The organism is Mesorhizobium sp. C432A, assembly GCF_030323145.1.
In the GTDB taxonomy this organism is placed as follows: Bacteria; Pseudomonadota; Alphaproteobacteria; order Rhizobiales; family Rhizobiaceae; genus Mesorhizobium.
On sequence record NZ_CP100470.1, the window covers coordinates 2,224,662 to 2,240,001 of the forward strand.

Consider the following 15,340-nt stretch of genomic DNA (forward strand, 5'->3'; position numbering starts at 1 on the left):
GTTGGCGCTGATTTCCGCAAAACCGTCTAAGTCGACTTAAAAAAGGGCTGGGCGTGCGGCAGCGTTCCCTCCGCCTTGTGAGGGTCCGAAGGACGGGCGAAACCCTGGCTCGCCCCGGCAAGTTAGAGTGGTGGTCCTCTTCGTACAAGCTCATATGCGATAGCCCTTGCCCCGAGGCATTGGCATTGCCAGCTCTGTATGAAGCGCTCCTCCGCTCTCCCCACCAGCTTTGCGCCTTGACCCACCGAGGGCTCTCCCTGGAACCAAATCCAAGCCTAAACTGTTCAAGTTGGTTACGACGCCGACGAGCCCTGCCGGTTGGGCAAGCGGCGCACTTGAGGAGCTCCCATCATGACCATCTCGTCCAGCTTTCATTCGCTTGCGGTTGCGGCCATCGCCACTGTTGCCGTCGGGGCGGCCAGTGCCGCGCATGCCGATAGCGGCACGATCCGCTTTGCCGTCTACAAGGCGGCCTTCTTCGTCGGCGGCTCGGGCGGCGAGGGCACGCTTACCTTCCACGGCCGCTCCTATCCCATCACGATCGGCGGCGTTTCGGGCGGCTTCGCCTTCGGGGTTTCCAAGACCTATTTCCGGGGCACCGTGCGCCATATCCGCAGGGTGCGGGATGCGACCGGCGTTTATGGCGCGGCCGGCGGTGGCGGCGCGCTCGGCAAGGGGGCGCAGGTGATCGTCATGACCAACGACAAGGGCGCCCAGCTCGAGCTTACCGGCCGGCAGGTGGGCCTGCAGGTGAATGCGGATCTGAGCGGGATGGCGATTTCGTTGAAGTAAGGGGCGTTGCGTCTGGGTGGGCAAGGTCGCCCAGGATGGTGGCAATCAGTAGGTCGGTCCCCCACTCCGTCTCGGCTTCGCCGAGCCACCTCTACCCCCACTTTCGTGGGGGAGAGGAAACGCTAATTTTGGAAGTCGCGGCTTCAAAGGCTTAGGTTCTGCCTCAAGAAAAACTTGGATTTCCTTCCTATGAAAGCTTGGCATTTCCTCTCCCCCACGGACGTGGGGGTAGAGGTGGCTCGGCGAAGCCGAGACGGAGTGGGGGCTGGCGCTGCCGTAGGCGATAGCCTTGCGCTTCTGACGGGTAAGCCTGGCTTGCAGCGCCGGACCGGCGCCACTACTGCCGCCAGCCCCTACCGCTCCTCCACAATCCGCAAATACGCCGCCGTCACGAACAGCACGATCAGCCCGAACAAGATCCGCCGTGCCCCCTCCGGCATCTGCAGGATGGTCAGCAGTGTTGTCAGCACGGTCAGGATCAGGGCGCCGATGATGGTGCCGGTGTAGCCGCCGCGGCCGCCGAAGATGGAGGTGCCGCCGATGACGGCGGCGGCGACCGAGGGCAGCACCAGCGGTTCGGCGAGCGACAGCGACGGCGCCTTGATCAAGCCGATATAGAGCAGGCCGGTGATGCCGGCGAGCACGCTGGAGGTGACGTAGAGCGCGGTGATGACCTGCCAGTATTGCACGCCCGACAGGCGGGTCGCGCGCTCATTGTCGCCGACGGCGTAGAGCAGGCGGCCGAAGCCGGTGCGGGCGAGCGTGAAGACGATGAGGGCGGCGAGCGGCACGAACAAAAGCAGCGCGTTGGGGAAGCCCCATGTCACGCCGGTGCCGAGCCAAGCCAGGAAGTCGGGGATTTTTGCGCCCGACGCGATCACCGTGCGCTGGTAGACCTGCAGGCAGCCGGTGCCGATCAGGCTGGTGCCCAGCGTCATGATCAGCGGGTGGACGCGGAAGACGCCGACGCCGATGCCATTGACGAGGCCGATCAGCACCGCCGGCATCATCGCCAGGAGGAACGCCACCGCCGGATCCTGGTTGACCACTTGCGTGGCCATGATGAAGGCGCTCATCGTCGCCACCGTGCCGACCGACAGGTCGATGCCGCCGGTCAGCATGGTTATGGTCTGGCATCCCGAGAGGATCGCCAGCGGGATGGCGAATTTGATGGTGTTGGCGATCCAGCGCTCGTTGACGATGCCGGGGCGCAGGACCTGCAGGATTATAACCAGGATGGCGAGCAGGACGATCAGCGGGATGAGCGGGCGATCGGCCATGAAGCGCTTTATGCGGCGGCCGAAGGGGACCGGGGTGATGGCGGTGGTGCTCATGGGGCGGCTCTTGCTCGCGATGAGGTTTGCAAGGTGCGGCAAGTTGGCGAGGACAGTGCTCTACGGCGCCCCCCTCTGGCCTGCCGGCCATCTCCCCCACTTGTGGGGAGATTGGCAGCTTCATCGCCTCGCTCATTCTTGCAAGGTTGGAGATTGGCGAAGGTCGTCGCGACATCCAATCTCCCCCCTTGTGGGGGAGATGTCCGGCAGGACAGAGGGGGGCGCGAAGGAACGCCGACGTCTCTCTGCGACAGCCCTCCCATCATTGCCGCCCCCGCATGGTGATAAACGCGCCGAACATCACCACCGCCACCATGATCAGCCCCTCGATAATAGCCGTGACATTCGGGTCGATAGCGAGCAGCGTCAAATCCGTGCGCACCAGGCGCAACACGAAGACGGCGACAATGGGGCCTAGCAGGCCGCCCTTGCCGCCGCCGAGGGCGACGCCGCCCAGCACCACGGCGGCGACGCTGGCCAAGAGATAAGGGCCGGGGATGGGGGCGCCGATGCCGGTGCTCATGGTCAGCGCCAGGCCACCGAAGGCGGCGAACAGGCCCGACAGCGCATAGGCGATGATACGGGTGCGCTTGACCGGCACGCCGGAGCGAAACGCCGCCAGTTCGCTCGAGCCGATGGCGTAGATGGAGAGGCCGAGGCGCGAGCGCCGCAGCGGTATCCAGATGACGCAGAGGCACACGATCAGCACCAGCAGCGCCTTGGGCAGCCAGGCATCTACGGCGTCGGGCAGGCCGGGGATCGGTACGGTGCCAGAGATCAGCGCCTTCAGCCATTCGGCGATGCCGCCGCCCGGCGCGTCGAGTACCAGCAGGGCTGCACCCTGCAGCACGAACAGCATGGCCAGCGTCACGACAATGTCGGGCACGCGGGTGACGACGATGAGCAGGCCGTTGAGTGCGCCGAGCACGAAACCCATGGCCAGCACGAAGGGCACCACGAACAGCGCGTATTCCTCGCTCGCGCCATTCATCATCGACGCCGCGGTGACGCTGGTCAGCGCCATCATGGCGGCGACCGACAGGTCAATGCCGCCGGCGATGACGACCACCGTCTGCGCGGCGACTGCGAAGGCATAGGGCAGAACGGCGCGGGCGAGCGAGCCGAAATCATTGCTGCCATAGGCCGGCTGGATGATCCTGGTGGCGATGAACAGGACGATGAGCAGGGCGAACAGGCCGACAACCCAGCCCTGGCGGCGCAGGAAATGGCTCATGGCGTCGCCTCCGGCGAAGCCGAAGTGTTCGCGGTCGGATCAGCCAATATGCCGATATCGGCCTTGGCGCCGCGCGGCAGGCCGTAGGCGGCGCGCATCAGCGCCGGCTCGTCGGCCTCCTCGACCGGAAAAATGTCGACCAGGCGGCCGCCGAAGATGACGATGACGCGGTCGCAGACGCGCTGCACCTCCTCCAGCTCCGAGGTGTAGAACAGCACCGACTTGCCGTTGCCGGCGAGTTCGCGCAGCAGCTTGTAGATCTCCTGCTTGGTGCCGACATCGATGCCGCGCGTCGGGTCGAAGCACAGGATGGTGCGGGCATCCGCCGCGATCCAGCGGGCGATGGTCACCTTCTGCTGATTGCCCCCGGACAGGCGCTGCACCTCGCCTTGCGCGCGGGTGTCGATCTGCAGCCGCTCGATGGCGCTGAGCACGGTCGTGCGTTCGCGGCGCCTGTTGATCGGGCCCCAGTTGCGCAGCGCGGCACTGAAAGGCAGCGCGATGTTTTCGCGCACCGAGCGCTGCATGGCGAGCGCTTCCGAGCGGTCGCCCGGCACATAGGCAATGCCGGCGCGGATGGCGTCGATCGGATGCGAGAATTTCACCGGCTGGCCATCGACTTCGATCGTGCCGCCGGAGGGCCGGATCGAGCCGGCAAGGGCGGCGAACAACTCGTCCTGGCCCTGGCCTTCGAGCGCCACGACGCCGGCCACCTCGCCGTCGGCGAGATCGAAGGAGACATCGCTGAGCTTGGCGCCGACGCGCAGGTTTCGCACCGAAATGCGCGGCCGGGTGGTCGCGGGCGCGGCCTTCTCGGCGGCGCTGCGGGCGGCGACATGAGTTTTCACGATACGGGTGCCGAGCATCAGCTCGACGATCTTTTCCTCGACGCCCGGCACGATGTCGACGACGCCGACGGTCTCGCCGTCGCGCAGCACGGTGGCGCGGTCGCATAGTGCGGAGATTTCGACGAAGCGGTGCGAGATGAAGATCACGGCGCGGCCTGAATCGCCCTGGCGGCGCACCACTTCCAGCACCTTTTCGGCGAGGTTGGCGGGCAGGGCCGCCGTCATCTCGTCAAGCAGCAGCACGTCGGGCCCGACGGCGAGCGCCCGCGCCAGGTCGAGCACGCGCAGCACGGCCAGCGGAATGTCGCGCGCGGTGTCGCGCAGATCGAGGTCAAGAATGCCGAGCTCGCGCACCCAGGCGCGGAACGGCTCGACCGGCGTGCCGGTGAGCCTGAGATTGGAGAGAACGTCGAGATCGGGGATCAGCGACGGCTCCTGGTAGACCGGCAGCAGCCCGGCGCGGCGCGCGGCGGCGGGCGAGCGAATGTCGCGCGCTTCGTCGCGGATCAGGATGCGGCCGGCATTGGCGGGAATGGCGCCGGTCAGGATCTTTACCAGCGTCGACTTGCCGGCGCCATTGGCGCCCATAAGCGCGTGGACTTCGCCGGGCCGGACGGAGAGCGACGCGTTGCGCAAGGCCGCGACCGCGCCGTAGTTCTTGGCGACGCCGGTGGCGTCGAGGAGGGGGCTGGTGGTCAAATCGATGTCCGCATCAGAAATTCTCTTGCTGGCACTCTACGGCGCCCCCCTCTGTCCTGCCGGACATCTCCCCCACTTGGGGGGAGATTGGCAGTTCCGGCGCCGTCCCTCGTCTTGCGACGTAGAAAATTAGCGAAAGCCGAGATGACAGCCAATCTCCCCACCCGTGGGGGAGATGTCCGGCAGGACAGAGGGGGGCGCCGTAGAGCGCTAGTCTGTGTGGCGAGGACGGCCGTTCGCCGTCCTCGCCAGTTCATTCAAACCAGGCTTACTCCCCCGGCCCCTTGCAGGCCACGATCTGCTCCTTCGTGTAGGTCGTCCACTCCGGGATCGAGATCGAGACCGGCCATTCCGGGCTCAGCGACGGGTCGGCGGCTGCCTTCAGCTTGGCCTTGCCTTCGTCGGTGGCGTTGTCCCACAGCTGCGGGTCGACCAGCACTGTCTGCTGCGCCGGCTTCTTGCCGTCGAGGATCTGCAGCGCCAGCGTCACGCCCGCGCCGCCGATCGAGCCGGGGTTGGTGACGGCTGCACCGACGAGACCTTTCACCGAGCTCAGCTGGCCGACGAAGCCGGCATTGTCGGCGCCGACCACCGGCACCAGCGGCGCCTGCGATTCGACCAGCGCGTCGACGATGACGTTGTCGATGCCCGACGTCCACACGCCGTTGAACGGCGTGCCGGTGGCCAGGAACGACAGCATCTGCTGCTTGGCCTGATCCTGCTGCCAGCCGGTGAAGACTTCCTGCGCCACCTTCACGCCGGGGTTTTCGGCCAGCGCCTTCTTGAAGCCTTTGTCGCGATCGCTATCGGCCGAGGCGCCGGCGGCGCCGCGCATGTAGAACACTTCGCCCTTGCCGCCCATCTGCTGGAACAGCCATTTGGCGCCGAGATAGGCATACTGTTCCTGGTTGTTGGAGATGATGTAGGCCGACGGTTCGGTCACCGCTTGGTCGACGGCAACGACGACGATGCCGGCCTTGGTGGCTTCTTCCAGGCCCGCCTTGATGCCGGCGGGATCAGCGGGGTTGACGACGATGGCGTCGACCTTGGCGCTGATCAGATTGCGAATGTCTTCGAGCTGGCCGGCGGCATCGGTGTTGCGGTGGGCGATGTTGAGCTTCGTCACTTCGCCCGAAGCCAGCGCCTGCGCCTTCATGGCGCAGACCATTTCCTCGCGCCAGCCATTGCCCTGCACGGTGTTGGAAATGCCGATCGTATATTTGGCTTCGGCCGACGACACGCCCATCGATGCCAGCAAGGCAGCGCCCGCAAGCAACGGGACCATGGTCAGTATTTTCTTCATGTCAGTACTCCTCCACATTGTTGTTTTTCGTCTCAGGGCCAGACCCTTCGGCAGGATCGGACCAAGTCATTCACCTCGTCATTTGACGAAGGGGCGCAGCACGTCGCGGGCGAGCAGGAAGCCCCGCTTCACCGCATCGTCGTTGCCTTCAAACCGCCTGTCCTCATGTTCGATGATGACCGAGCCGTCATAGCCGGCGCGGTAGAGGCCGGAGAAGAAGCCTCTCCAGTCGACATCGCCCAATCCCGGCATGCGCGGCACCTGCCAGCCTATCCCGGCGGAAAGAATCCCGCGCTCATACAAACCATCATGATCGATCATCAAATCCTTGGCGTGGACATGCAGCATGTAGGGGCCGAACTCCCGGATGAAGCGGCCCTGGTCGATCATCTGCCAGACCAGATGCGAGGGGTCGAAATTCATGCCGACCTCGCCGCCCCAGGCCTCGAGGATGCGCCGCCAGATGTAGGGCGAATAGGCGATGTTGTGCCCGCCCGGCCATTCGTCATAACTGAAGATCATCGGGCAGTTCTCGAAGGTGAGTTTTACCCCGTGATCGCGCGCATAGGCGACGGTCTCGGGCCAGACTTTCAGCGCGTCCTGCCAGTTGACGTCGACGGTCTTCGAGGCATCGCCACCGCAGAAGGTGTTGACCACCGGCACGCCCATATTGGCGGCCAGCACGATGACCTTCTTCAGATGGCCGATGACGGCCTCGCGATGGGCGGGGTCCGGATGCAACGGGTTGGGATAGTAGCCGAGGCCGGAGACCGTCAGCTTCTTCTCCGTCAGCGAAGCGACGATCTCCTTGGCCTGCGCGGGCGAGGTGGAAGCGGCATCGATATGGCTGGTGCCGGCATAGCGTCGCGTCGCGCCGGATGTCTTCGGCCAGCAGGCGATTTCCAGCGCCTCGAAGCCGGCCGAGTGCGCCCAGTCGGCGACCTCGCCAAGCGGCGTCTCCGCAAACGGTGCTGTAAGCACTCCAAGTTTCATTCTGCCTCCCTAGACCGACGACTATAATGCCGATTGTTTGGATCGCTTCAACCTCGCGACCTCATCTTGTTCGAGACTGTGCCGGACAGCCGCCATCGGATCGTCCGACAGCAGGTCGCCCAGCGCCGATATCACGGCCGCGCGGAACGTATCGTCGGCGGCAAGGCCGGGGCCGAATATCCCGTCGATGGCAAGGATGGCGGACACCAGCGCGCTGGCATCGTGACCGGTCGCGTCGGCGATTGCGGCGACCTTGCCGGCATAGGGGTCCGACACCGGCCAGCGTCTGCCGAAACGTCCCGAGGCCTGGATCAGATAGGCCATCCAGCCGGCGACCGGCACCGACAGCAGCCCGATGCTTTGGCCCTGGCTCAGCCGGTCGCGGATCGGGTTGAGCAGGCGCTGGACGATCTTCTGCGAACCGTCGGTCGCGACCTGGTGGTTGCGGTGGCGGATCGCGGTGTTCTTCAGCCGGGCAAGGCTCTGCTCGACATAGGCGAGCGGCAGGACGCCGGATACCGGCATCAGCGTCGGCACAGTCTCCTCGACCAGCATGCGCCTGATGAAGTCCGACAGCAGCGGGTTGGCTATGGCATCCGATGTGTGCTCGAGCCCGGCCAGCACGCCGAGCGTAGCCAGTGTCGTCTGGGCGCCGTTCAGCACCCGCATCTTGAGATGCTCGAACGGCGTGACGTCGTCGACGAAGGTGGCGCCGACCAGATCCCAGCGCGGCATGCGGCCGGCGAATTTTTCCTCGATCACCCACTGCCGGAACGGCTCACCGACAGCGACGGCGGCATCGTGGTAGCCGAACCATTGTTCGACACTATCGAGGTCATCCTGCGTCACCGCCGGCGCAATGCGGTCGACCATGGCCGAGGGGAATGCGACGTTGGCCGCGATCCAATCGGCCAGCCCATTGCCGCGCGGTTCGGCAAAGCTGCGCACGACGTTGCCGAGGATGACGCCATTGGCCGGAATGTTGTCGCAGGACAGCAGCGTCAGCGGCCGCCCATGCGTGGCCCTGCGCTGCTCCAGCGCCCGCACCAGCAGGCCGGGGACGCTGCGAGGCGTCTCGGGGTTGGCGAGGTCGTGGACGATATCGGGATGGCCAAGGTCGAGTTCGCCGCTGGACGGGACGTGGCAATAGCCTTTTTCGGTCACCGTCATCGTCACCAGCTCGATATCGGGTGAGATCAGCACACCCAGCGCCGGTGCGGCACTCTCCTGGCTGTCGACCACCCGGACGATGCTGCCGATCACACGTGCCTCGATATGGCTGTTCTCGCGGATCAGCCTTGTGTACAGCCCGCCCTGCCGTCCCAGCGTGTCGGCAAGGCTGGGCGGACGGATGTTGATGCCGACGATGCCCCAGCGGTCGAAGCGCAGCGAGATGAGATCGTCGGTGTATTCGGCCTGGTGGCAGCGGTGGAAGGCGCCGACGCCGAGATGCGCCATCCCTGCGGCAAGCACGGTGCGATCGTAGGACGGTGTCTGCACCGATGCCGGCAAGCGATCGAGCAGCGCCGGCCCAAGCGTTTCGGTGGAAGCGCTCACCGGTTCGCCCCGATCACCGCCTGCTCCTGGTCGATGACCGCGCCGGTCATCGGGCCGGCCGCGTCGGACAGCAGGAAGACGGCGAGGCTGGCGATGTCGTCCGGCGTCAGCAGCCGGCCGAAAGGCTGCGCGGCATTGGCCTTGTCGAGCCAGCCGGGGCCGTTGCCCAATGTCTCCGCCTGCATGATGCGTTCGGCCGGCGTGTCGGTCCAGCCGACATTGATGCCGTTGACGCGGATGCGATCGAAACGGTGGGCGTTGGCGGCGTTCCTGGTCAGCGTCGCCAGCGCGCCCTTGGTGGCGGAATAGACGGCGAGTTCCGGCGAACCGCAATGGGCGTTGATCGACAGGATGTTGAGAATGGCGCCGCCCTGTCCGCGCTGCTTCATGTCGGCAATCGCCGCCTGCATCAGGAAGAACGGCGCGCGCGTGTTGACGGCAAACAGCGCCGCCCAATCGTCGAGGCTGGCGTCGAGGAAAGAGGCGCGATCGGTCAGGCCGGCGGCGTTGACCAGCGCATCGATGCGGCCGAAGCGCTCGATGCAGGCCTGCGCCAGAAGGGTGGGGGCGTCAGCATCGGCAAGGTCGGCGGTGACGAAGATGGTCGGCGTGCCCAATTGCGAAAGCTCGGCCGCCACGGCCTCGCCACGCGCCCTCTCGCGCCCGGTGACCAACAGCCCGGCGGCACCGGAACGCGCCAGCGTCTCGGCAATGGCGCGGCCAATGCCTTGCGTCGACCCGGTGACCAGAGCCACCTTGCCGTCAAGCCGGATCTCCATTCCTCCTCCCGGGAATAAAGTTTCTATTTTGAGAAATATGGAACGACAATTCCCGATAGTCAATTGGACCAGTGATGCCTCATTCGCCGCGCCGCGCCGCCACGCCATGGACCAGCGCCATCCCAACGGCGAGCGAGGCCGCCAGTGAGCGGAAGCCGGCAAAGTCGGATTCCACCACTTCCAGCCAGCTGTCCGAGAGCGGGATCAGCGGGCTGAAGGTGCTGTCGGTGACGGTGACGATACGCGCCTTGCGCTCATGCGCCACCGCGACGAGATCGGGCGTGATCGAATTGTAGGGGCTAAACGAGACAGCGAGCACGGCATCCCGGCCGCTGATGCAGCCGATCTGGTCGAGTGCGGAGGAGCCGACATTGTCGACCAGCACATTGCGCACGCCCTGCTGCGACAGTGTCAGGGAGAGATAGGCGGTGACGGGAAAGGCGCGCTTGGAGCCGATGACATAGATCAGCTCGGCGGCCGCCAGCAGCGCCACCATCTTGTCGAAACTCGCGACATCGAAGCCCGCCTCGATGCGGCCAAGCGAGGCCTGCGACGCGCCGACCATGCCGTGCAGGAAATGCAGATTGGGCTCGGTCTCGGTGCGCGGTTCGCCGCGCCCTTCCGGCCATGAGCCCTTGATGTGCTCCTTGAACAGGCCCTGGAAATCGGAAAAGCCAGAATAGCCGAAGATCTGGGCAAAGCGCACCAGCGTCGAGGGCTGCACGCCGGCCTGTGCCGCAACCTGCGCGATGGTGCCGAGCGCGACGTCGCTCGGATGCTGCCACAGGAAGATTGCCACCTGGCGCAGCCGCTTGGGGAAATGCACCGTGCCCGACGACAGCACCGCGCGCAGCTCCTCATAGGTCTGCGGCTGGATGTAGCCAAGCGCGGCCAGCGAGCGCCCGCGCTTGCGCGTCGCCGCCTCGTCGGTGCTGGACCGTCCGGATGCCTTGCTTGCCCCACTCATGATTTCAGGCTAGCGCGACACGATCGTTTTACAATATGAAAATTGGAAATCATGTTCGAAAGCGGTCTGCCGGGAGGAGCTTGAAAATGGTCTACGCAACATCGGACGGGTCGGCCGGCAAGCGGCTGCGGGTCGGCATGGTCGGCGGCGGCCGCAACGCTTTCATCGGCGCGGTGCATCGGCTCGCCATGCGCCTCGACGACCAGATCGTGCTGGTCGCCGGCGCGCTGTCGTCGGACCCGGAAAACGCCGCCGCATCGGCCGCCGAGATCGGCATCGCGCCGGATCGCAGCTATGCCGACTATCGCGAGATGGCGCGAACCGAAGCAGCGCGGCCGGACGGCATCGAGGCGGTGGTCATCGTCACGCCCAACCATCTGCACGCGCCGATCGCCACGGCCTTTCTCGAGGCCGGCATCGACGTGATCTGCGACAAGCCGCTGTCGACGACGCTGGCCGATGCAGAGGCACTGGTGGCGCTGGCGCGGGAGAAAAAGCGTCGCTTCGTCGTCACGCTCAACAACACCGGCTACGCCATGGTCCGCCAGGCGCGCGAGATGGTGGCGGCGGGCGCGCTTGGCCGCATGGTGTCCGTGCATGGCGCCTACATCCAGGACTGGCTGACCAAGCCGATCGACGCCGAGGGCCAGAAGCAGGCGGAGTGGCGCACCGATCCGGCGCGCGCCGGGCAGTCGGCGGTGCTGGCCGACATCGGCGTGCATGCCTTCAACCTGGCAAGCTATATCTCCGGCTGTGAGGCCGAGGCGGTGTCGGCGGATCTGTTCACTGCCGTGCCGGGACGCCGGCTCGACGACAATGCGCATGTGCTGGTGCGCTGGACCGGCGGGGCGCGCGGCACGATCCTCGCCAGCCAGACCTCGCCCGGCCACTACAATGATCTCTCGGTGCGCATCTATGGCGACAAAGCCGGGCTCGAATGGTCGGGTGGCCGGCCGGAGGAATTGCGCTTCTCCATCTACGGCGAGGAGACCCGCACGCTGGTGCGCGGCGGCCATGGCTCGACGACGGAAAGCCAACGCGTGTCGCGCATGCCGGCGGCGCATCCGGAAGGCTATATCGAGGCCTTCGCCAATTTCTACCGCGACGCCGCCGATATCATTCGCGCCCATCGCTCTGGTGGGGTGGTGGATGCGGCGCGCGCAGCGCAGGTGCCCGATGTGGTGGAGGGCGCGCGCGGGGTGAAGTTTGTTGCGGCGGCGGTGGAGTCGAATGCAGCGGGTGGGGCTTGGACGGCGGCAAGGTTTGGGTGAGGACGGGAGCTGCCGTGGTTCAGCGGTAGAAGCAATCACCTGGGGGACTGGCGCTGCCCTAAGGGATTGACCTGCCGAAGGCGCTACCGCCGCCGCAGCAGACCTGGCAGCGGCGGGGCGCCAAGTACTCTTCGGTCGCTTTACTGGGCAAAACGCTGCTATGCATGTGTTAATCATGATATGGGTTGTTCATTGTCAGAGCATCGGCCCAGCCGTATTCGGTAACAATGCGCAACTTGTCTCTCTTCCTTGCTGCCAGCCTCGGCTGCCTCGTTCTCTCGGCGGTTTCCTTCGGCGCTCCGCAAGGCCTGCTCGTCACCCTGTTCCCGGACAGCAATGCAGCGAAGGTGGCGCAGTGCAGAAGCCTACTCAAAATCCGTTTCGACACGGGCGAATGGCCGGACAAGGGCGCGGCTGACTACATGCGCTATGACGAGTGCTACTATCTGATCTGTGGCGGAACCAGGCCGAGCGCTTGAAGGCTTGGTGCAGCTATCCCTTGATCGCCGAGCCGACGATGGAATCGACGAAGAAGCGCTGCAGGACGGCGAACAGGATGAGCGGCGGCAGCACGGCCAGCGTCGCGCCGGCCATCACCAGGCCGGTGTTGACCGCGCCCCTGTTGTAGCTCAGCAACCGGCTCAGGCTGATGACGATCGGATAGGCGTCGGCATTGCCCTGCAGCACGGTCAGCGGCCACAGATAGCTGTTCCAGTGATAGACGAAGGCGAAGAGGGCCAGAGCCGCGATTGCGGGGGCGACGCTCGGCGCGACGATCTTGTAGAGGATCAAGAACTCCGAGGCGCCGTCCATGCGCGCGGCGTCGATGAGCTCGTCGGGCACGCCGGAGATGAACTGGCGCATCAGGAAGATGCCGAAAGCATTGGCGAGATTGGGCACGATGATGCCGGCGAGGCTGGCGTTGAGGCCGATCGAGCCGACCAGGCGATAGAGCGGGATCAGCGTCACGATCGGCGGCAGGAACATGGTGGCGATCAGCACAGAAAACAGCAGCGACTTGGCGGGGAAGTGGTATTTGGCGAAGGCGTAGCCGGCCATCATGCTGGTCAGCAGAATGCCGGCGGTGGTGATCGAGGCGATGACCAGAGAATTCCACATCGAGCGGCCAACATTGACCACGCCCGACACCTTCTCATAGGCGTCGAAGCTCGGCGTAAGGGGGATCCACACCGGCGGCACCTGCATGCTCTCGGCCGGCGTCTTGAGGCTCGACAGCACCATCCATACCAGCGGGAAGGCCGAGGCGACGGCGACCAGCAGCATCAGCGTCGCCAGCAGCGCCTTGCGGCCGGACGGGCGCCGGCGCGACAGCCGGCTCGACGATCCCGCGCTCATTCGTCGTTCTTCCGGTTGGCGAAGGCAAACAGCGCGCAGACGACGACAATCAGCGAAAGCATCAGCATGACCGCCATGGCCGAACCCAGTCCACCCTGCGCACGCTCGATGCCGACGCGGCGGATGTGGTAGGTGAGCACATTGGTCGAGCCGACCGGCCCGCCCTGCGTGATCAGGGCAACCGGCTCGAACACCTGCACGGCGTTGATGATGGCGATGACGGCGCTGAACAGAAGCGTGCGCCGCATCAGCGGCAGGGTGATGAAGCGGAACTGCTCGAAGCGGCTGGCGCCATCGAGCTTCGCCGCCTCGTAGAGGCTGCCTTGGATCTGCGTCAGCCCGGCGATCGCCAGCACGGTGAAATAGCCGACCTGCTGCCAGACATTGAGGAAGACGATGGAGATCAGCGCCGAGCGCGGTGACGACAGAAAGGGCTGTGGTCCCACGCCGATTAGACCGAGCATCTGATTGAGCGGGCCTTCGCTCGGCGAATAGAGTTTCGACCAGACCAGCGCCACGGCGATCATCGGCACCATGTAGGTGGCAAACAGCACCGTGCGCAGCGCCGTGCCGCCGGCGACATCGCGCTGGTAGACCATCAGCCCAAAGGCCACCGACAGCGGCAGGATGAGGATGACGGAGAGCGCGGTGTAGATCGCGGTGTTAGCCAGCGCGCCCTTGAAGTCGCGGCCGACCGAGGAGACCCCAAAAATCTCGCGGAAATTGTCGAGGCCGATAAAGCCGGCGCTGGAAAACGGTGTCTGCGTCGACCAGTCCTGGAACGACAGCCAGACGGTGAGCAGCATCGGCAACAGGACGAAGATGCCGATCAGCGTCACGGCGGGCGCCAGCATGATGCCCGCCGAGGCACGGTACCTCTGAATCATTATTTGGCGGCGCGCTCCAGGATCGAAATGGCGTCGGCCTGCGCCGTCGCCTGCGCATCCTTGGCCGAGACCTGGCCATACTGCAACGCCTCGAGCGTCTGCTGCAGCGATTCCGAGAATTCCTGGCCGCCGGGCACGACAGGGAACGGCTTGGCATCGGTGAGCACGCTGACATAGCCGGAGAGGAATTCCGAGCCGAGCTTGTCTTTGTGCGCCTCGATGTCGGAGAGGCGTGAGGGCAGGATGCCCATCGACATCAGGATATCCGACATCGCGGAAGCACCGTTCTTGCCGGACTTTGGATTGTTCAGCCAGGCGAGGAAGTCCCACGCCGCCTTCTGCTCGGCGGCACCTGCATTGGCGTTGACCACGGTCATCCAGGAGTAGGATATCGAATGCGGCTTGTCGCCGCTCGGGCCGACGGGAATCGGCGCCGTTGCAATGTCGGCGAACTTGTCGCCCATGCCGGCCTTCAGCGCGCTCTCCCACCAATTGGCCATGATGATCATGCCGGTCTTGCCGGAGACGAAATTGTCGAGGAAGGGGCCGGTGGTGTTGGCGTCGGCTGTCGCCATCGAAGGCACGCTGGCGCCCGACTTGATCAGGTCTTCATAGAGCTGGAAAGTCTCGGCGGCCTGCGGGCTGTCCAGCACCGGCTTGCCGTCCTTGACCAGGTCGCCGCCATTGGAGACCAGCAGCGAGGCGAAGGGGTGGACGACGCCGGCGGCCCAGGAATTGATCATGCCGAACCCTTGCCGTCCCGCATCCTTGTTGGTCAGCTTCTTGGCCGCGTCCTTGAACTCGTCCCAGGTCTTGGGTGGCGCCGCGATGCCGGCCTGCTTGAACAGCGCCTGGTTGTAGTTCAGCGCGTAGACGTCGATTTCGTTGGGGATGCCGTAGAGCGTGCCGCCGGCCGAAGCGGCGCTGGTGATGCCCGCCGGCCATGCGCCCTTGACCTCGCCGGCCACCGCATCGGGGGCGGGCGCGACCAGCTTGTCGCGGGCGAGTTCCGGCAGCCACAGATCGTAGATGCCGCCGATGGTCGGGCCGTCCGCGCCACCACCTTGCGAGCGCAGCGTGGTCAGGAGATCGCCGAAGGGAACGGCGCGCACGGTGACACTGACATCCGGATTGGTCTTGGCGAAATCCTTGGCTGCGGCTTCCAGCAGCGCGACCGTCTCCGGCGACCAGTGGGTGAGGTAGGAGATGTTGACCGATTGCGCCCAGCCGGTGGCGGGCAGGATGGCGAGGCCCGCGGCCAGTGCCAGTTTCGAAGTCCAAGCAAACGACATTCCTCATCCTCCCTATCGGTTCACATGA

14 protein-coding genes are annotated in these 15,340 nt (G+C 65.5%); 3 read left to right on the forward strand and 11 right to left on the reverse strand.

What is annotated here, in order from left to right:
- The first annotated feature begins 351 nt into the window (after positions 1–351).
- Positions 352–792 (forward strand): lipid-binding SYLF domain-containing protein, encoded by a 441-nt coding sequence (locus NLY33_RS10690; protein WP_023704178.1) that lies wholly within the window; start codon positions 352–354, stop codon positions 790–792.
- Positions 793–1,145: 353 nt separating this feature from the next.
- Here the strand turns inward: NLY33_RS10690 and NLY33_RS10695 are convergent, their stop codons facing one another.
- The 8 genes from NLY33_RS10695 to NLY33_RS10730 form a co-directional block, all read right to left on the reverse strand.
- The gene (locus NLY33_RS10695) at positions 1,146–2,126 is read right to left on the reverse strand and encodes an ABC transporter permease (RefSeq protein ID WP_023704177.1); all 981 of its coding nucleotides are present in this window, start codon (positions 2,124–2,126) and stop codon (positions 1,146–1,148) included.
- Positions 2,127–2,388: 262 nt separating this feature from the next.
- Positions 2,389–3,360, reverse strand: coding sequence for an ABC transporter permease (locus tag NLY33_RS10700; protein ID WP_023704176.1), 972 nt, complete (start codon positions 3,358–3,360; stop codon positions 2,389–2,391).
- Positions 3,357–4,907, reverse strand: coding sequence for a sugar ABC transporter ATP-binding protein (locus tag NLY33_RS10705; protein WP_023704175.1), 1,551 nt, complete (start codon positions 4,905–4,907; stop codon positions 3,357–3,359). The genes NLY33_RS10700 and NLY33_RS10705 overlap by 4 nt, the downstream gene beginning before the upstream one ends.
- Before the next feature lie 268 nt (positions 4,908–5,175).
- Entirely contained in the window at positions 5,176–6,210 is a 1,035-nt protein-coding gene (locus NLY33_RS10710) for an ABC transporter substrate-binding protein (protein ID WP_023704174.1), read from the reverse strand.
- A gap of 78 nt (positions 6,211–6,288) precedes the next feature.
- Positions 6,289–7,203 carry a sugar phosphate isomerase/epimerase family protein gene (locus NLY33_RS10715; RefSeq protein ID WP_023704173.1) on the reverse strand — a complete coding sequence of 305 codons (915 nt, stop codon included), beginning with the start codon at positions 7,201–7,203 and terminating at the stop codon, positions 6,289–6,291.
- 21 nt (positions 7,204–7,224) lie between these two features.
- Positions 7,225–8,760, reverse strand: coding sequence for a mannitol dehydrogenase family protein (locus NLY33_RS10720; protein WP_023704172.1), 1,536 nt, complete (start codon positions 8,758–8,760; stop codon positions 7,225–7,227).
- Positions 8,757–9,539 (reverse strand): SDR family oxidoreductase, encoded by a 783-nt coding sequence (locus NLY33_RS10725; protein WP_023704171.1) that lies wholly within the window; start codon positions 9,537–9,539, stop codon positions 8,757–8,759. The genes NLY33_RS10720 and NLY33_RS10725 overlap by 4 nt, the downstream gene beginning before the upstream one ends.
- Positions 9,540–9,618: 79 nt before the next feature.
- Entirely contained in the window at positions 9,619–10,506 is an 888-nt protein-coding gene (locus tag NLY33_RS10730) for a MurR/RpiR family transcriptional regulator (protein WP_023704170.1), read from the reverse strand.
- Positions 10,507–10,592: 86 nt separating this feature from the next.
- On the opposite strand from NLY33_RS10730, the gene NLY33_RS10735 reads away from it, so the two are divergent.
- Both NLY33_RS10735 and NLY33_RS10740 read left to right on the forward strand, forming a co-directional pair.
- Entirely contained in the window at positions 10,593–11,777 is a 1,185-nt protein-coding gene (locus tag NLY33_RS10735; RefSeq protein ID WP_023704169.1) for a Gfo/Idh/MocA family protein, read from the forward strand.
- Between the two features lie 227 nt (positions 11,778–12,004).
- Complete coding sequence (locus NLY33_RS10740; protein WP_023683121.1) at positions 12,005–12,256, forward strand: hypothetical protein; 252 nt, start codon at positions 12,005–12,007, stop codon at positions 12,254–12,256.
- 13 nt (positions 12,257–12,269) lie between these two features.
- Here the strand turns inward: NLY33_RS10740 and NLY33_RS10745 are convergent, their stop codons facing one another.
- Genes NLY33_RS10745 through NLY33_RS10755 form a run of 3 tightly spaced genes read right to left on the reverse strand, consistent with a single transcriptional unit; the run spans position 12,270 to position 15,312 of the window.
- Positions 12,270–13,133: a carbohydrate ABC transporter permease gene (locus tag NLY33_RS10745; protein ID WP_023683122.1), complete on the reverse strand. Its 864-nt coding sequence runs from the start codon at positions 13,131–13,133 to the stop codon at positions 12,270–12,272.
- Complete coding sequence (locus NLY33_RS10750; protein ID WP_023683123.1) at positions 13,130–14,020, reverse strand: carbohydrate ABC transporter permease; 891 nt, start codon at positions 14,018–14,020, stop codon at positions 13,130–13,132. Before NLY33_RS10750 ends, NLY33_RS10745 begins: the two co-directional genes overlap by 4 nt.
- Positions 14,020–15,312, reverse strand: coding sequence for an ABC transporter substrate-binding protein (locus tag NLY33_RS10755; protein WP_023704168.1), 1,293 nt, complete (start codon positions 15,310–15,312; stop codon positions 14,020–14,022). Before NLY33_RS10755 ends, NLY33_RS10750 begins: the two co-directional genes overlap by 1 nt.
- Positions 15,313–15,340: the final 28 nt, after the last annotated feature.

What these genes read in the sequence shown, in the direction of transcription:
- NLY33_RS10690 (WP_023704178.1), top strand. Translation starts at nt 352, where the DNA reads ATGACCATCTCGTCCAGCTTTCATTCGCTTGCGGTTGCGGCCATCGCC.
- NLY33_RS10695 (WP_023704177.1), bottom strand. Translation starts at nt 2,126, where the DNA reads ATGAGCACCACCGCCATCACCCCGGTCCCCTTCGGCCGCCGCATAAAG.
- NLY33_RS10700 (WP_023704176.1), bottom strand. Translation starts at nt 3,360, where the DNA reads ATGAGCCATTTCCTGCGCCGCCAGGGCTGGGTTGTCGGCCTGTTCGCC.
- NLY33_RS10710 (WP_023704174.1), bottom strand. Translation starts at nt 6,210, where the DNA reads ATGAAGAAAATACTGACCATGGTCCCGTTGCTTGCGGGCGCTGCCTTG.
- NLY33_RS10715 (WP_023704173.1), bottom strand. Translation starts at nt 7,203, where the DNA reads ATGAAACTTGGAGTGCTTACAGCACCGTTTGCGGAGACGCCGCTTGGC.
- NLY33_RS10725 (WP_023704171.1), bottom strand. Translation starts at nt 9,539, where the DNA reads ATGGAGATCCGGCTTGACGGCAAGGTGGCTCTGGTCACCGGGTCGACG.
- NLY33_RS10730 (WP_023704170.1), bottom strand. Translation starts at nt 10,506, where the DNA reads ATGAGTGGGGCAAGCAAGGCATCCGGACGGTCCAGCACCGACGAGGCG.
- NLY33_RS10735 (WP_023704169.1), top strand. Translation starts at nt 10,593, where the DNA reads ATGGTCTACGCAACATCGGACGGGTCGGCCGGCAAGCGGCTGCGGGTC.
- NLY33_RS10740 (WP_023683121.1), top strand. Translation starts at nt 12,005, where the DNA reads ATGCGCAACTTGTCTCTCTTCCTTGCTGCCAGCCTCGGCTGCCTCGTT.
- NLY33_RS10745 (WP_023683122.1), bottom strand. Translation starts at nt 13,133, where the DNA reads ATGAGCGCGGGATCGTCGAGCCGGCTGTCGCGCCGGCGCCCGTCCGGC.
- NLY33_RS10750 (WP_023683123.1), bottom strand. Translation starts at nt 14,020, where the DNA reads ATGATTCAGAGGTACCGTGCCTCGGCGGGCATCATGCTGGCGCCCGCC.
- NLY33_RS10755 (WP_023704168.1), bottom strand. Translation starts at nt 15,312, where the DNA reads ATGTCGTTTGCTTGGACTTCGAAACTGGCACTGGCCGCGGGCCTCGCC.